Below are 14,900 nucleotides of genomic sequence, written 5' to 3'. Positions count from 1 at the left end.
TTGAACCGGGCAAATTTCTGGCTCTCTTAATCATCCCCAAGCCGGGGAGCGCCTGTTCTCCCCGATGAAACGGGGACCCGATGGCGGCTTCACACCACAATTCGCAAAGATTGGCACGCGGCGCGCGCATGCTGCGCACAGCGCTCGGTCCCGCCATCGCCCGCCTGCTCGAAGACCCCGCAGTCGTCGAAGTCATGCTCAATCCCGACGGACGGCTCTGGATAGACCGCCTGTCCGAAGGCCTCTCCGATTCCGGCGAGCATCTCTCTGCCGCCGACGGAGAACGCATCGTTCGCCTGGTCGCACACCATGTCGGCGTCGAAGTGCACGCCAACGCGCCGCACGTATCCGCCGAGCTTCCCGAAACGGGGGAGCGGTTCGAGGGGCTGCTCCCGCCTGTCGTCGCAGCACCTACCTTCGCCATCCGGAAACCCGCCGTCGCGGTCTTTACGCTGGCTGACTATGTGGCAGCCGGGATCATGGCGAGCGATCAGGCTGAGGCCTTGCGCTCAGCCGTTGCCGCCCGCGCGAACATTCTGGTCGCTGGCGGCACCTCGACCGGCAAGACCACGCTCACCAACGCGCTCTTGGCCGAAGTCGCGAAAACCGACGATCGCGTCGTCATCATCGAAGATACGCGCGAGCTGCAATGCACCGCGCCGAACCTCGTCGCCATGCGCACCAAGGACGGTGTCGCATCGCTGTCCGAGCTGGTGCGTTCGTCGCTCCGCCTTCGTCCCGACCGCATTCCAGTCGGCGAGGTGCGCGGGAGCGAAGCCCTCGATCTCCTGAAAGCCTGGGGAACCGGGCATCCCGGCGGGATCGGAACGATCCACGCCGGTAGCGCCATCGGTGCTCTCCGTCGGATGGAGCAACTCATCCAGGAAGCCGTCGTGACCGTGCCCCGCGCGCTGATCGCGGAAACCATCGATCTCATCGCCGTCCTCGCCGGTCGCGGCGCCTCTCGCCGCCTGGTCGAACTCGCCCGCGTCGAGGGCCTGGGGCCGGACGGCGACTACCACGTCACTCCCATCATCCCTCAGCCCGAAGAAGGAGCCTGCCAATGAATGCGCCTGTCCGTCGTCCCCATCGCCGCCTGACAACCGCCCTGTCCGCGATCGTCCTCACCACGGTCATGGCGCCTGCCGCCCACGCTTCGGGCTCGTCCATGCCCTGGGAAGCCCCCCTACAATCCATCCTCCAGTCGATCGAAGGTCCGGTCGCCAAGATCATCGCGGTGATCATCATCATCACCACCGGTCTGACGCTCGCGTTCGGCGACACATCAGGCGGTTTCCGCCGGCTGATCCAGATCGTCTTCGGCCTCTCGATCGCATTCGCCGCGTCGAGCTTCTTCCTCTCGTTCTTCTCGTTCGGCGGCGGGGCGCTCGTCTGATGATGGGATGTGCCGATCAGGGCGGCGAGATCGCGGGCTATACGGTCCCGGTTCACAGGGCGCTCACAGAGCCAATCCTGCTCGGCGGCGCACCGCGCGGTCTCACCATCCTGAACGGCACGCTCGCAGGCGCCGTCGGCCTCGGCCTACGCCTCTGGCTCATCGGCATCGGGATCTGGGCCATCGGCCATGTCGTCGCCGTCTGGGCAGCCAAACGCGATCCGCTCTTCGTCGATGTGGTGCGCCGCCATCTGCGCATCCCCGGCCATCTTTCCGTCTGAGGGAGCACAGATGTTCAACCTGGCCGAATACCGCAACTGCAACAGCCGGCTCGCCGACTTCCTGCCCTGGGTGGCTCTGGTCGGCCAAGGCATCGTGCTCAACAAGGACGGCAGCTTCCAAAGGACTGCGCAGTTCCGCGGGCCGGATCTCGACTCCGCAGTGCCTGCCGAACTGGTCGCTGTGGCAGGACGGCTGAATAACGCCTTCCGCCGCCTCGGATCGGGCTGGGCGATCTTCGTAGAAGCCGATCGCCACGCCGCCGCTCACTATCCTGACTGCCGGTTTCCCGACGCTGCCTCGGCACTGGTCGATGCCGAGCGCAAGGCCGATTTCGAGGAAGCCGGCGCACACTTCGAGTCCGCCTACTTTCTCACCATCTGCTATCTGCCTCCGGCCGAGGACGCCTCCCGCGCAGAAACCTGGCTCTACGAAGGCCGGGAGCATTCCGGCATCGAGCCATTCGAAGTCCTGAGCGGCTTTGCGGACCGCACCGATCGCATCCTGCGGCTGATCGAAACCTTCATGCCCGAATGCCGCTGGCTGGGTGACGCTGAAACGCTGACCTACCTCCACGGCTGCGTATCGACCAAACGGCACCGGGTCCGCGTGCCTGAAACGCCGATGTACCTCGATGCGCTGCTCGCCGATCAGCCGCTGACCGGCGGCCTCGAGCCGCGCCTGGGCGCGTCGCATTTGCGAGTTCTCACCATCACCGGCTTTCCGACGGCCACCACGCCGGGCTTGCTCGACGAGCTCAATCGCCTGGCCTTTCCCTACCGATGGGCGACACGCGCGATCCTGCTCGACAAGACCGATGCGACCAAGCTGCTGACCAAGATCAGACGGCAATGGTTCGCCAAGCGCAAAAGCGTCGCCGCGATCCTGAAAGAGGTGATGACCAACGAGGCGTCCGTCCTCGTCGATACCGATGCGGCGAACAAGGCCGCGGACGCCGACTTCGCGCTTCAGGAACTCGGCGCAGACTATGCCGGGATGACCTATGTCACCGCGACCGTGACGGTCTGGGATGCAGATCCGCGCGCCGCCGATGAAAAGCTGCGCCTCGTCGAGAAGATCATCCAGGGCCGCGATTTCACCGCCAGCCCGGAGACCATCAACGCGGTCGATGCCTGGCTCGGCTCCCTGCCGGGGCACGTCTACGCCAACGTCCGACAGCCGCCCATCAGCACTTTGAACCTCGCCCACATGATACCCTTGTCAGCGGTGTGGGCGGGGCCGGAACGGGACGAGCATTTTGCAGCGCCCCCACTGCTCTTCGGCAAGACCGAAGGCTCGACCCCGTTCCGGTTTTCCCTTCACGTCGGCGATGTCGGGCACACGCTCGTCGTCGGCCCGACCGGCGCGGGCAAGTCCGTTCTCCTGGCCCTGATGGCGCTCCAATTCCGGCGCTACCCCGGTGCCCAGGTCTTTGCCTTCGATTTCGGTGGTTCGATCCGGGCGGCGGCGCTCGCCATGGGCGGCGATTGGCACGATCTCGGCGGAGGGCTCACCGATGCAGCGCAGACATCCGTCAACCTGCAACCGCTCGCGCGCGTACACGATCTGGCCGAAAGGGGGTGGGCTGCTGACTGGATCAGCGCGATCCTGACACGCGAAGGCGTGGCAATGACGCCTGACGTGAAAGAGCACGTCTGGACCGCGCTGACCTCACTGGCCTCGGCGCCTGTCGATGAGCGGACGATCACCGGACTTGCGGTCCTCCTCCAGTCCAATGACCTGAAGCAAGCTCTTCGGCCCTATTGCGTCGGCGGCGCCTTTGGCCGCCTGCTCGATGCCGAGGCCGAATATCTCGGCAGCGCCACCGTGCAGGCTTTCGAGACCGAGGGTCTCATCGGCACCGGCGCGGCATCCGCAGTCCTGGCCTATCTCTTCCACCGGATCGAAGATCGGCTCGACGGATCGCCAACACTTGTCATCATCGACGAAGGCTGGCTCGCGCTCGACGACGAGGGGTTCGCCAGCCAGCTGCGCGAGTGGCTGAAAACACTGCGCAAGAAAAACGCCAGCGTCGTCTTCGCCACACAGTCGCTGTCCGACATCGAAGGGTCGGCAATCGCACCCGCCATCATCGAGAGCTGCCAGACCCGGCTCCTTCTGCCCAATGAGCGTGCGATCGAGCCCCAGATCACGGCCATTTATCGCCGCTTTGGGCTCAACGATCGTCAGATCGAGATCATCGCGAGGGCTGCTCCCAAGCGCGACTATTACTGCCAGTCCCGGCGCGGCAACCGGCTCTTTGAGCTGGGTCTTTCCGACGTCGCGCTGGCGCTCTGCGCTGCCTCATCGAAGACCGATCAAGCCGCCATCGCCCAGATCCTCAGCGAGCACGGACGCGAAGCCTTCCTCATTCAATGGCTTCGACACCGAGGGCTCGGTTGGGCCGCTGACCTCGTCCCCAACCTTACCAATCAGGACATAGCACCATGAAACTGCGTACCGCCCGCAGCGTTCGGCTCATTGCCGCGCTGCTTGTCGCCCCCGTCGCCCTCACGTCCATGCTGCCAACACCAGCATACGCCCAGTTCGGGTTTGGCGGGATTGTCTATGACCCCTCGAATTACGCCCAGAATGTGCTGACGGCGGCGCGATCGCTCCAGCAGATCACCAACCAGATCACGTCGCTCCAGAATCAGGCGCAGTCGCTGATCAACCAGGCGCGCAATCTGGCAAGCCTGCCGTATTCCGCGCTCCAGCAGCTCCAACAGTCGGTGCAGCGCACCCAGTCGCTCCTGAGCCAGGCGCAGAACATCGCCTACGACGTGCAGTCGATCGACCGTGCGTTCCAGCTCAAATACGGCAGCACGGCGATGTCGGCGAGCGATACCCAGCTCATCGCCGATGCTCGCGCGCGCTGGCAGAATACGGTCGGCAGCTTGCAGGACGCGATGCGGGTGCAGGCAGGCGTCGTCGGCAATATCGACACCAACCGCACCCAGATGTCTGCCCTGATCGGCCAGAGCCAGGGCGCTACCGGAGCCTTGCAGGCGGCGCAGGCCGGCAATCAGCTTCTCGCCCTCCAGGCACAGCAATTGGCCGACCTTACTGCGCTCATCGCGGCCAATGGCCGGGCGCAGGCGCTTCAGTCAGCCGAACAGGCGGCCGCGGCCGCGCAGGGCCAGGAGCAGCGCCGCCGGTTCCTGACGCCGGGCAGCGGATACCAGCCCGGCACCGCCAAAATGTTCCAGTCAGGCAACTGAGGTCAGACGATGGACGGCAAGACCCTCGCACGCATCGGCGCAGTCGTCTTCGTGGCCCTCGCTGTCACGGCGACTGCGATCGATATGAACCGCAGCGATGCAGGTCCGGAAACGGCCACCGAGAAGCCGCCGTCCATCGTCCGGCACGACCCGCTGGATGACCAGCTTGCCCGCTGTTCGCAGGCAGGCGCAGCAGGAGCCAGCGACCCCCAATGCCTCAAGGCATGGGCTGACAATCGGCGCCGCTTCCTCGGGACTGCGCCTGTGCCCGATCAGATCTCCTCAGACCGGCCGGAGGTCCGCTGATCATGGGCGACACCGGCGTCATCGACCATTTTCTCGAGGTCTTCACCCGCTACATCGATGGAGGTTTCGGGCTTCTGCATGGCGAAGTCGCGTTCATCGCGACGACGCTGGTGGTCATCGACGTAACCCTTGCTGCCTTGTTCTGGTCGTGGGGCGCCGACGACGACATCATGGCGCGTCTCATCAAGAAGACACTGTTCGTGGGGATGTTCGCCTACATCATCGGCAACTGGAACAACCTTGCCCGCATCGTCTTCGAAAGCTTTGCCGGCCTCGGCCTGAAAGCAAGCGGAACAGGGTTCAGCACCGCAGATCTCCTGCGCCCCGGCAAGGTCGCGCAGACCGGGCTGGACGCCGGGAGACCGTTGCTCGACTCGATTTCCGACCTGATGGGCTACTGGTCGTTCTTCGAGAACTTCATCCAGATCGCCTGCATGCTGTTCGCCTGGGCGCTCGTGCTGCTCGCCTTCTTCGTCCTCGCCATCCAGCTTTTCGTCACCCTGATCGAGTTCAAGCTGACGACGCTGGCGGGCTTCGTGCTCATCCCGTTCGGCCTTTTCGGCAAAAGTGCGTTCATGGCCGAACGTGTGCTCGGCAATGTCATCTCGTCGGGGATCAAGGTCCTCGTCCTCGCCGTGATCATCGGCATCGGCTCGACGCTCTTTTCCGAATTCACCGCCGGCTTTGGCGGAGCAACGCCTACAATCGATGATGCCATGGCGATCGTCCTTGCGGCGCTGTCGCTGCTTGGCCTTGGCATCTTCGGGCCGGGCATCGCCAATGGCATCGTATCGGGCGGCCCGCAGCTTGGCGCAGGCGCCGCCGTCGGAACAGGCCTTGCCGCTGGCGGCATGGCCGTCGCCGGGGCCGCCGCCGCCGGTGCTGTCGCATCGGGCGGAGCCGCCCTTGCCGGCGGTGCGGCCGCCGCCGCTCGTGGCGGCGCTACGCTCGCAGGCGGTGCATCGACCGCGTACAGCCTCGGTGCCGCCGGACAATCTGGCGTTGGAGGTGTGGCGTCTGGCCTGGGCAATGTCGCCAGTACCGGCGCGCAGGCTGCCGCTTCGCCCTTCAAACGCGCAGCATCGAAGGCCACCGAAAGCCTGAAATCGAGTTACCAGTCCGGCGCCAATGCTGCGGCCGGGATCGCGGGCGCCACAGCCGATGCAGAATCGGCGGCTGCCGCTGCTGCAACCACCGTGGCTGCCGAGGGCCAGCCCGATTGGGCCAAGCGCATGAAGCGCAATCAGCAGCTTTCCCAAGGCGTTCAGGTCGCCGCGCACGCCGTCAAATCAGGCGACAGCCACGGCGGCGGTGCTTCCATCAACCTTTCAGAAAGCGACTGAGCCATGAGCATCTTCAAAAGGCCATCAACCCACTACGGCAAATCGCCCGAACCCGAGACGCCCTACCAGCGCGCAGCGCAGATCTGGGACGACCGCATTGGTTCAGCCCGCGTCCAGGCCCGCAATTGGCGGCTCATGGCTTTCGGGTCCCTGACTTTGTCGGCAGGTCTGTCCGCAGTGCTCGTCTGGCAGACCGCCAGTGGCTCGATCGTTCCCTGGGTGGTGCAGGTCGATCATCTGGGGCAGGCCCAGGCCGTCGCCCCCGCGACTGCCGACTATCAGCCGAGCGATCCGCAGATTGCGTTCTATCTCGCGCGCTTCATCGAGCAGGTCCGCAGCATCCCGGCAGACCCCATCATCGTGCGCCAGAACTGGCTGCGCGCCTATGATTTCACGACGCAGGCCGGGGCTCTCGCGCTGGGGGACTATGCCCGTGCTAACGATCCCTTCGCCAAAGTCGGCAAGACGCAGGTCGCGATCGACGTATCCAGCGTCATCCGGGCCTCGCCCAGCTCGTTCCGCGTCGCCTGGGTCCAGCGAACCTATCAGGACGGTGCGCTTGCGGCGACCGAGCGCTGGACTGCCATTCTCACCATCGCCGTGCAGGCGCCCCGCGATCCCGAGAAACTCCGGGCCAATCCGCTCGGCATCTACATCAACGCCATCAACTGGTCGAAGGAGCTTGGACAATGACACACCCCTCGCGCGAAGCCATGAGCCCGAGTGTGGGGTTCCCGGCGTTCCTGTTCGCAGCCATCCCCGCCGTGTGCAGAACTGCGCTGCCGTTCCTGTTGGCCACGTCCACGCTGGGCGGCTGCGCCACGGTGCAAAAGCCGCCAGCCATCAATTTCGACGAGGCGCCCGCAGCCGTGCAAACGGTTGAACCATCGGCGCCCGTCAGCGTCGTTGAAATACCGCAGGTGCTGCCGCTGCCGGGTCAGCTGAAGCCGGTCGGTAGGGACGGGGCGGCCACGCCCGACTTGGCCGATCCAGCCTCGCGCGTGAACGCCGCCAACGCCGCCGCGCGCATGCAGCCGGTGAGGAACGGTTTCATCAACGCCATCCAGGCCTACCCGTTCGTCGAGGGGGCGCTTTACCAGGTTTATACCGCGCCGGGACAGATCACCGACATCAGCCTGCAACCGGGCGAACAACTCGTGGGTCCCGGCCCCGTTGCTGCCGGCGATACGGTCCGCTGGATCATCGGCGACACCGAAAGCGGTGTCGGCGCGTCGCGGCAGGTCCACATCCTCGTCAAGCCGACGCGCGCATTGTTGATGACGAACCTCGTCATCAACACCAACTTGCGCACCTACCACATTGAGCTGCGCTCCACCGAGAAGACCTACATGGCGTCGGTCTCGTGGCAGTATCCGCAGGACCAGCTCATCGCGCTGCATCGCCAGAATGCTGAAGCCAGGGCCGCCGAACCCATGGCGTCGGGCATCGATCTCACCCGCGTCAATTTCCGCTACGAGATTGCGGGCGATCGTGCGCCGTGGAAGCCGTTGCGGGCATTTGACGATAGCCGCCAGGTCTTCATCGAATTCCCGCGCGGTGTTGCTCAAGGCGAGATGCCGCCAATCTTCGTGGTCGGCCCCGAAGGCAGCACGTCCGAGCTGGTGAACTATCGGGTCCGGGCCAACTACATGATCGTCGATCGGCTGTTCGCGGCTGCGGAACTGCGCTTCGGCTCCGGCAAGCGCCAGCAGCGGGTCCGGATCTCCCGGACCGACGGGAGGCCGGCATCGTGAGCGAACAACATGAACCCGGAAGGGAGAATGGTACCGTGGCGCAGGACACTGCCCCGCCGGAAACGGAAGACGAGGACGGCGCGCTGCCGCTCGTTAGCGAGCCGGTCGCCCGTATGCGGCTGCGGCCCGAGCCGCCCCGTGTGACCCGCCTGTCGCGCAAGGTGCTGGCTGGGGTTGGTATCGTGACGGGCCTCGGTATTGGCGGCGCGCTGATCTACGCACTCCAGGTCCAGCATGGCGGCAAGGCGGCCGAAGAACTGTACACGACGGATGGGCGCAGTGCGCCTGATGGCCTCGCGGGACTGCCAAAGGATTACGGCGCTGTCCCGCGACTTGGGCCACCGTTGCCTGGGGATCTTGGGCGCCCGATACTTAATGCGCAAAACGGCAGTCAGCCCGTACCTGTACCGGGTATGGCGCAGCCGGTTGCCGCGCCTGCTGGTCCCGACCCTGAAGTCCAGCGCCGCTATCAGGAATTGGAGGCGGCCCGAACGGCTCGCCTGTTCTCTGCTTCCCAGGCGGTTTCCGGCAACGTGTCGCCTTCGGTTCCAGCGGCGGCCACGACAGACTTGGCAGGGCTTGGCCTCGCGCCGCAGCCGGCCACACCAACGGCGCAAGACCGGCAACTGGCTTTCCTTGGACAAAGCCCCGAAAAGCGCACAGTCGCGCCAGATCGGGTCATGGCACCAGCCTCCGCCAACGTCCTTCAGGCGGGCGCAGTCATTCCCGCCGCCCTGATCACTGGCATCCGCTCCGACGTGCCGGGGCAGATCACGGCGCAGGTCACGCAAAACGTCTACGATAGCCCCACAGGCCGCATCCTCCTGGTGCCTCAAGGGACCCGGATCATCGGCCAGTATGACAGTGGCGTCGGTTTCGGTCAGCGCCGGGTCTTGCTGGTCTGGAACCGCCTCATCATGCCCGACGGGCGCTCCATCGTTCTTGAGCGGCAACCCGGCGCCAATGCCGAGGGCTACGCGGGCCTGGAAGATGGCGTCGATTTCCACTGGGGCGAGATGTTCAAGGCCGCGGCGCTTTCGACGCTGCTTTCGGTGGGCGCCGAGGCAGGAACCAGCCAGAACGAGAGCAGCCTGGTGCAGGCACTGCGATCTGGGGCCTCGAACAGCATCAGCCAGACCGGCCAGCAGATCGTCAGCCGCCAACTCGGCATCGCGCCTACTCTGACTATCAGACCGGGATTTCCGGTGCGGGTGATGGTCACGCGCGACCTCGTGCTCGAACCCTATGGAGGCTGAGATGACAAAGCTGAAACTTGGCCTGATCGCGGACGACAAGCCGGTCAAGGTCACACTGGAGCTGCCGGCAAACCTCCACCGCGATCTCGTCGCCTATGCAGCGATACTCGGCCGCGAGGCGGGGCATGTGACCGCGGATCCGATCCGTTTGATCGTGCCGATGCTTGAGCGCTTCATCGCTTCGGACCGGGGCTTTGCCAAAGCCCGGCGCGATGTCGAACGCCGAAACGGCGAATGATAGCCTGACTGGCTTGTCCGAAAATCCGCATGCATATTTTGGACACCGAACACTCGACATGATCAGCGTTGGTCCTCTCGATAGCAAAAGGCCCTAAGGGTCGCTTTCTCCCTTTTCGGGGAACAGGAAACTGAAGGCGGATTGTTCGACGGTGCTGGTCATGGATCGGGCCAAGTCGAGAAGGCCCGCCAGCGCGGGGTTGTCATTGCCAACTGACCAAACTCCGCAGAAGGGGAGAACTTCATCCTCAATGGGTCTGAACACAACGCCGGGGAACTGTGCCCCAGTGGTGGCCTCGCTCGTGACCGTTAGTCCGCGCCCGAGTGCCACCAATTGCATCAGATTGTCCCGCCCAACCAGATGCTGATGGATGTCTGGGTGCCTTCCAAGACCGGCAAGTCGCTGAACCAGATAGTCGTGGATTTCTTCTCCCGGTGCAGCCTCGCTCACCATGAACGGCTCATGGGCCAGATCCTCGAAATTGACCTTGAGATCGCTGGCGCGGGGATGATGCGTGGGCAGAACCGCGAAAATTCGTTCCGACCAGAGATGCTGACTGGCACAGTTCGGCCAGGGACCGGCGCCTGTAATGAAGGCGACGTCCAACTGGTGCTGTCGGATCGCCGCCAAATGCTCGGCCGGATTGCCGTCGATGAAGGTGAGTTGGACCGCCGCATGTCGCTCGCCGAATGCCTGCACCAGCTCGGAAAGAAACCCCGAAGCCAATGACGAGAATATCCCGATTGTCAGATGGCCGTCATCTCCGCGACCGATGGCTGAGACTTCAGCCTTCGCTAGGCCAATCTCTGACAACGCTTTGCGCCCACGCTGGACGAATTGCTTGCCCGCATGTGTCAGCTTTACGCCGCCTGGAGAGCGGATGAAGAATGCCGTGCCCAGTCGATCTTCAAGATCACGAATCCGGCGGCTGACAGCCGACTCCTGAATGCCAAGAGCTGCCGCAGCGCGGCGGAAGCTGCCATGGTCTGCGGCAGCGACCACATAGCGGATGTGCCGCAATTCAATGCGCGATCCGGGCAGTATAGACTCCTTGTCTCTACATTTATCCCCGTATCGAAGTCTGCAGTTAACCGGGTATTTGAGGAAGTAAAAGCCGAGATCGACAATCACCACCGGTATAAATTTTTACTTCTCCAGTAAGGTTCTCCGAGATTCGATCTTCGGGATGATCATGTAAGTACACTGAGGAACCCCGCTGCTCCACGCCGTAAATTTTTGGCATCTCGCCTTTTCGGCCGTGATCGAAGTCTTGGCCGCCGATGGTCAGCGCAAGGATGTAGCCAGTTGGGACAATGATGGACGTGGGCCAGAGTTCTACCGCCAGCTCGTAAATCTCTCCCTGAATCACGGGAGTTGCAGCTTCGTGTTTATACCAAGGCCGCCAAGGCAAACTCCGTGAAGGGTCAAGGTCTCGGTGCGAAGCCCGCAACCAGCCCTGAGTTACCGGAGCGTTTGGTTCTACTGCTCCGGTGAAGAGCACCTCATTTCCCGTCGGGTCAAATAGGCGTAACGTAACGAAAAGATCGATCTCCTTTGCCGTTGTAGAAGCAAATATAGTGGCGCACAGCGGACCTGTTATCTCCATCTCCCGTTCAAACGGCATAGTTCTGAAAATTACTTCTTCTGCCATCTGATCGTATTCTACGCTTCCCGACACAACCGCCATTTTCTCGCTCAACGCTAGAGCGAGGCTGTCCAGGTAAAATTCTGTCCAACAAGTCTCCGGAAGGGGCCATCCGCGGGTATGGCGCGTAAGGAACCCGTTAGGCGTGCGCAGCTGCAATTGTACGGCAGGTTGATCTTCCCAGCCGTTTTTACGACCTTTCAGAACATGGTCGAAAAACTGAAGCTGGAGCCTGAAACCATAGTCTGTGTAGAATTCGGTCCAGTGTTCCAGTCCATGCATTTCCAGCCACTTTTGCGTCGATCCTGCTTGAAGATAGCCTTCCACATTCCCGCGCAGGTGAAGGCCTTGCCCACCCCAGTTACCACAAGACAGCAATGGCACTTCAATTCGAGACAGGTCCGGCATTCTCTCGCGAAACCAGTCATCAATAAATTCGTGGGACAGCTGATCGCGCTCAATATCCGTGCGATTGGCAACAAGGTTCGCTGCATCCAAGGTGATATCGCCGGCAATGGGCTTTCCGGTGGCGCGGGATACGGGGCCATTCGCTCCTAAGCCATATTGGACGGTTTCCACCTGCTTTGGGTACCACCTCGCCCAGAAGGTGCACATCATACCCCCGTGGCGCACAGCATCCCGATAGTAATCAGACGCGCCTTCGAAAGGGCAAATTGCAGCAAGATGAGGGGGCCGGGTAGCAGCGACCTGCCACTGGTTCATGGCGTAATAGGAAACGCCCAAGAGGCCGATCTTTCCTGTCGACCATGGCTGTACACCTGCCCATTCGATACAGTCGTGATAGTCTCTAGTTTCGCGCGGAGAAAACGGATCAACATAACCTGGTGACTGTCCGGTCCCCCGCGAGTCAACTCTGATAACTACATATCCCTCTGGGACCCAGCGCTCTGGATCAGCTGTTTCCCAATTGGCATGTCGTCCGCTAGTGTTGCGCAGAACTTCGGGATGACCACGCGTGAGCATCTCCCACTGGGCTGGATATCCGTCTGCGAAGTGTAGTCCTTTTGCATAAGGTCCGTAGGTCATCAGAACTGGATAGCGGCCGACGTGCAAAGGCCTAAAGACATCGGCGCGAAGGAGCACGCCGTCGTCCATCTTGATGGCGACATCGCGTTCGATGATCATGCCTTCGGCATGTTCGACGACGTGTTCCATGATTCTATTAACCTCTTGTAACTATCAAAATTTCTTGCCGACCTTAAGTCCGTAGGTCCGAGGCGGAAGATACTGCGCAATAATGAACGCGCCGGTCGTTCCGCTCGTTACGATAGACCCGGCCTTTACATCCGTGTCCGCGATGTTGTTAATAAAGGCGCTAACATACCAATCACTGTCGGCATCGTAGCGAACGCTGGCGTTCAATAAAGAATACGGCTTCTGACTATTAGTATTGTTATTGAACGGCGAGAAATAAACGCGAGACGACGTAAAAATCTCGCCGCGCATTGTTAAGTCGCCATTGGACACGGGCAGCCGATATTCACCGCCAATCTTACCTGTCCATTTCGGCGCGTTTGATAGAAGGTTGCCTCTCAGATCAAGCGGGAGCGCAGGATTGATGGCCGGGTTTGCCGACGTATACTGAGTAAACCGCGCATGATTGTAGGCCGTGAATCCGTCAAACGAGACCCGAGGCGAAACGGTAAGACGAACCTCGGCTTCAACACCGTCAACCTTGGCCGATCCAGCATTACGTACAATTGTCGCGACACCCTGAACCTGCCCGACCTGAAGGTTCGAGTAGTCGTAATGATAGGCCGATATATTGGTAGTGAGCGCGCGTCCGAACCAGTTAGCCTTGAGGCCAAATTCATAGCTCCAAATCGTTTCTGGATCAAAGGCGGGCGTCACAGCACCGACTGCAAAACCTCCGCTCTTGAATCCCTTTTGGGCAGTAACATAGATTAGCTTGTTTGGCGCGAGCTGATATCGCAATCCGAACTTAGGTGTAAACGAGCTAAATTTCGCCCTGTCCGGGAGGCCAAGGCAGGTCACACACGGCACATCCGAGCTGGGCGAACCTTGCCTACCAACCATGTTCAGCGGGCCATTGGTAAATGTGTATTCATCGTCAATGTGTTTCCGTTCCTTTGAATATCGGGCACCCAAAGTCGCGGTGAGATCTGATGTCAGGTGATAACTCGCCTCACCAAATACGGCGTAGGCGTCGGTTGTAAGTACGCCTCCCTGAAAATATCGCGAGAGTGTCGTGATAAATGGCGGAAAATGTCCATTAGCCCGCGCGAAGTTGCGTTCATGAAAGTAATAAACGCCACCGACCCAGTCCATATTTCCTGTCGTCCCGCTAACTTGAAGCTCTTGTGAGAACGTTTTGTAGTTCTCTTCCCGAGTCAGGAATGCACCAGGCTGCGCCGTTCCATCAAAGTCGAACTGATAGTAGGAATTGCCCTCACGGTAGGCGGTGATGGCGCTGAGATCTGCAAAGGGAAGCTCGATCTTCGTTGTCAACGAGACGCCGTAGGATTCGGGGCGGTTAATCGGCTGTGTGTCGTTGCTTACATCGCGCGGATCGGTAGGTACGGTATAACCACGGCTGGTACCCGCATTGGGACCACAAACACCGATGACGCAACCGGCAAAGTGCACAGCATAGGCATTATCGTCCCGTTTGAAATAGTCGCCCTCCAGCAGGAAGTTGACTGTGTCCGAAGGACGAAATTCGAGCATTCCGCGCAACGCCCGGCTTTTCAGGTCGTCAATCCGGCTATCGTTGGCAATGTTAGTACCCCACCCGTCTCTCTGCTCTATCTTGGCTGATACGCGAGCGAGCAACTTGTCGCCAGCCAGGGGGCCGCTAACGGCGCCCTCAATGGCGAGTGAGTTATAATTGCCGTAGGAAAGGTCGATATAACCAGTCACGTCTTGTGTGGGCTTGCGCGAGATGATGTTAATCGCGCCGCCCGTGGCGTTACGTCCATAAAGTGTGCCCTGCGGTCCGCGTGCGACCTCGATTCGTTCGATGTCGAAAAGACCTGACAGCGCTCCCAAAGGACGTGACTGATACACACCGTCACTATGGATTGCGACGCTTCCTTCCGCACCTGCAGTAACAATGTCGAAGCCGATCCCCCGGATTGAGACGACCCCCGAGCTGTTGCGCGGAGAAATGTTCACATTGGGGATTGAAGTCTGGATATCTGCCAGATTAGTGACAGGCGAACGCTGCAAGGCGGCGCCGTCAAAAGCCGAAATTGACATCGGAATGTCCTGCAGACGCTCCGACCGTCGTTGAGCGGTGACGACGATGTCACCTGTTGCTTGCTCATCCGTATTTTCATTGCTGCTCGGCTGCAGTGGTTCCATCATTGCTTGCGCGCCCGCTGATGCGGGAACTAGGAATGCCAGTGTGGCGACACCAATAATAAGGTTGTCACGTAAGATATTCATTTTCCTCTCCCTGCTTTTCATTGAAAGTCACTG

The 14,900-nt window shown here is 61.5% G+C and carries 14 protein-coding genes; 11 read left to right on the top strand and 3 right to left on the bottom strand.

The genetic code is table 11. The annotated features are described in order from the left end of the window. Nucleotides 1–128: 128 nt before the first annotated feature. From trbB to DMP17_RS13005, 11 genes are read left to right on the top strand one after another with little or no spacing between them, the layout of a single operon-like run. Nucleotides 129–1,067: a P-type conjugative transfer ATPase TrbB gene (trbB, locus tag DMP17_RS13055; protein ID WP_337829511.1), complete on the top strand. Its 939-nt coding sequence runs from the start codon at nucleotides 129–131 to the stop codon at nucleotides 1,065–1,067. Further along, nucleotides 1,064–1,396 (top strand): TrbC/VirB2 family protein, encoded by a 333-nt coding sequence (locus DMP17_RS13050; protein ID WP_337829510.1) that lies wholly within the window; start codon nucleotides 1,064–1,066, stop codon nucleotides 1,394–1,396. Before trbB ends, DMP17_RS13050 begins: the two co-directional genes overlap by 4 nt. Beyond that, entirely contained in the window at nucleotides 1,396–1,677 is a 282-nt protein-coding gene (locus tag DMP17_RS13045) for a VirB3 family type IV secretion system protein (RefSeq protein WP_337829509.1), read from the top strand. Before DMP17_RS13050 ends, DMP17_RS13045 begins: the two co-directional genes overlap by 1 nt. Before the next feature lie 10 nt (nucleotides 1,678–1,687). Beyond that, complete coding sequence (gene trbE, locus DMP17_RS13040) at nucleotides 1,688–4,126, top strand: conjugal transfer protein TrbE (RefSeq protein WP_337829508.1); 2,439 nt, start codon at nucleotides 1,688–1,690, stop codon at nucleotides 4,124–4,126. Beyond that, nucleotides 4,123–4,896: a P-type conjugative transfer protein TrbJ gene (trbJ, locus tag DMP17_RS13035; RefSeq protein WP_337829507.1), complete on the top strand. Its 774-nt coding sequence runs from the start codon at nucleotides 4,123–4,125 to the stop codon at nucleotides 4,894–4,896. The genes trbE and trbJ overlap by 4 nt, the downstream gene beginning before the upstream one ends. Nucleotides 4,897–4,905: 9 nt before the next feature. After that, a complete protein-coding gene (gene trbK-alt / locus DMP17_RS13030; protein ID WP_337829506.1) occupies nucleotides 4,906–5,202 on the top strand; it encodes a putative entry exclusion protein TrbK-alt in 297 nt (98 codons plus the stop codon). Nucleotides 5,203–5,204: 2 nt separating this feature from the next. Continuing rightward, a complete protein-coding gene (gene trbL, locus DMP17_RS13025) occupies nucleotides 5,205–6,545 on the top strand; it encodes a P-type conjugative transfer protein TrbL (protein WP_337829505.1) in 1,341 nt (446 codons plus the stop codon). A gap of 3 nt (nucleotides 6,546–6,548) precedes the next feature. Further along, nucleotides 6,549–7,238, top strand: coding sequence for a conjugal transfer protein TrbF (gene trbF / locus DMP17_RS13020; protein WP_337829504.1), 690 nt, complete (start codon nucleotides 6,549–6,551; stop codon nucleotides 7,236–7,238). After that, nucleotides 7,235–8,299 carry a P-type conjugative transfer protein TrbG gene (gene trbG / locus DMP17_RS13015; RefSeq protein WP_337829503.1) on the top strand — a complete coding sequence of 355 codons (1,065 nt, stop codon included), beginning with the start codon at nucleotides 7,235–7,237 and terminating at the stop codon, nucleotides 8,297–8,299. Before trbF ends, trbG begins: the two co-directional genes overlap by 4 nt. Further along, on the top strand, nucleotides 8,296–9,555 hold the full coding sequence (locus tag DMP17_RS13010; RefSeq protein WP_337829502.1) for a TrbI/VirB10 family protein: 1,260 nt from the start codon (nucleotides 8,296–8,298) through the stop codon (nucleotides 9,553–9,555). Before trbG ends, DMP17_RS13010 begins: the two co-directional genes overlap by 4 nt. Before the next feature lies 1 nt (nucleotide 9,556). Next, entirely contained in the window at nucleotides 9,557–9,793 is a 237-nt protein-coding gene (locus tag DMP17_RS13005; protein ID WP_337829501.1) for a DUF2274 domain-containing protein, read from the top strand. Between the two features lie 93 nt (nucleotides 9,794–9,886). On the opposite strand, the gene DMP17_RS13000 is transcribed toward DMP17_RS13005, so the two are convergent. The 3 genes from DMP17_RS13000 to DMP17_RS12990 are packed head-to-tail and all read right to left on the bottom strand — an operon-like array spanning nucleotide 9,887 to nucleotide 14,867. Next, nucleotides 9,887–10,927 carry a LysR family transcriptional regulator gene (locus tag DMP17_RS13000; RefSeq protein ID WP_337829500.1) on the bottom strand — a complete coding sequence of 347 codons (1,041 nt, stop codon included), beginning with the start codon at nucleotides 10,925–10,927 and terminating at the stop codon, nucleotides 9,887–9,889. Further along, nucleotides 10,881–12,614, bottom strand: coding sequence for a CocE/NonD family hydrolase (locus DMP17_RS12995; RefSeq protein WP_337829499.1), 1,734 nt, complete (start codon nucleotides 12,612–12,614; stop codon nucleotides 10,881–10,883). The genes DMP17_RS13000 and DMP17_RS12995 overlap by 47 nt, the downstream gene beginning before the upstream one ends. Nucleotides 12,615–12,638: 24 nt before the next feature. Next, nucleotides 12,639–14,867 carry a TonB-dependent receptor gene (locus DMP17_RS12990; protein ID WP_337829498.1) on the bottom strand — a complete coding sequence of 743 codons (2,229 nt, stop codon included), beginning with the start codon at nucleotides 14,865–14,867 and terminating at the stop codon, nucleotides 12,639–12,641. Nucleotides 14,868–14,900 lie beyond the last annotated feature (33 nt).

Source organism: Pseudonocardia sp. TMWB2A (genome assembly GCF_017312135.1).
Note: the sequence above shows the minus strand (reverse complement) of the source record. Positions and strands in the feature narration are given on the sequence as shown.

Bases quoted from the DNA above. Each gene is read 5' to 3' on its own strand.
- trbB (WP_337829511.1), top strand. From the start codon at position 129: ATGCTGCGCACAGCGCTCGGTCCCGCCATCGCCCGCCTGCTCGAAGAC.
- DMP17_RS13050 (WP_337829510.1), top strand. From the start codon at position 1,064: ATGAATGCGCCTGTCCGTCGTCCCCATCGCCGCCTGACAACCGCCCTG.
- DMP17_RS13045 (WP_337829509.1), top strand. From the start codon at position 1,396: ATGATGGGATGTGCCGATCAGGGCGGCGAGATCGCGGGCTATACGGTC.
- trbE (WP_337829508.1), top strand. From the start codon at position 1,688: ATGTTCAACCTGGCCGAATACCGCAACTGCAACAGCCGGCTCGCCGAC.
- trbJ (WP_337829507.1), top strand. From the start codon at position 4,123: ATGAAACTGCGTACCGCCCGCAGCGTTCGGCTCATTGCCGCGCTGCTT.
- trbK-alt (WP_337829506.1), top strand. From the start codon at position 4,906: ATGGACGGCAAGACCCTCGCACGCATCGGCGCAGTCGTCTTCGTGGCC.
- trbL (WP_337829505.1), top strand. From the start codon at position 5,205: ATGGGCGACACCGGCGTCATCGACCATTTTCTCGAGGTCTTCACCCGC.
- trbF (WP_337829504.1), top strand. From the start codon at position 6,549: ATGAGCATCTTCAAAAGGCCATCAACCCACTACGGCAAATCGCCCGAA.
- trbG (WP_337829503.1), top strand. From the start codon at position 7,235: ATGACACACCCCTCGCGCGAAGCCATGAGCCCGAGTGTGGGGTTCCCG.
- DMP17_RS13005 (WP_337829501.1), top strand. From the start codon at position 9,557: ATGACAAAGCTGAAACTTGGCCTGATCGCGGACGACAAGCCGGTCAAG.
- DMP17_RS12995 (WP_337829499.1), bottom strand. From the start codon at position 12,614: ATGGAACACGTCGTCGAACATGCCGAAGGCATGATCATCGAACGCGAT.
- DMP17_RS12990 (WP_337829498.1), bottom strand. From the start codon at position 14,867: ATGAATATCTTACGTGACAACCTTATTATTGGTGTCGCCACACTGGCA.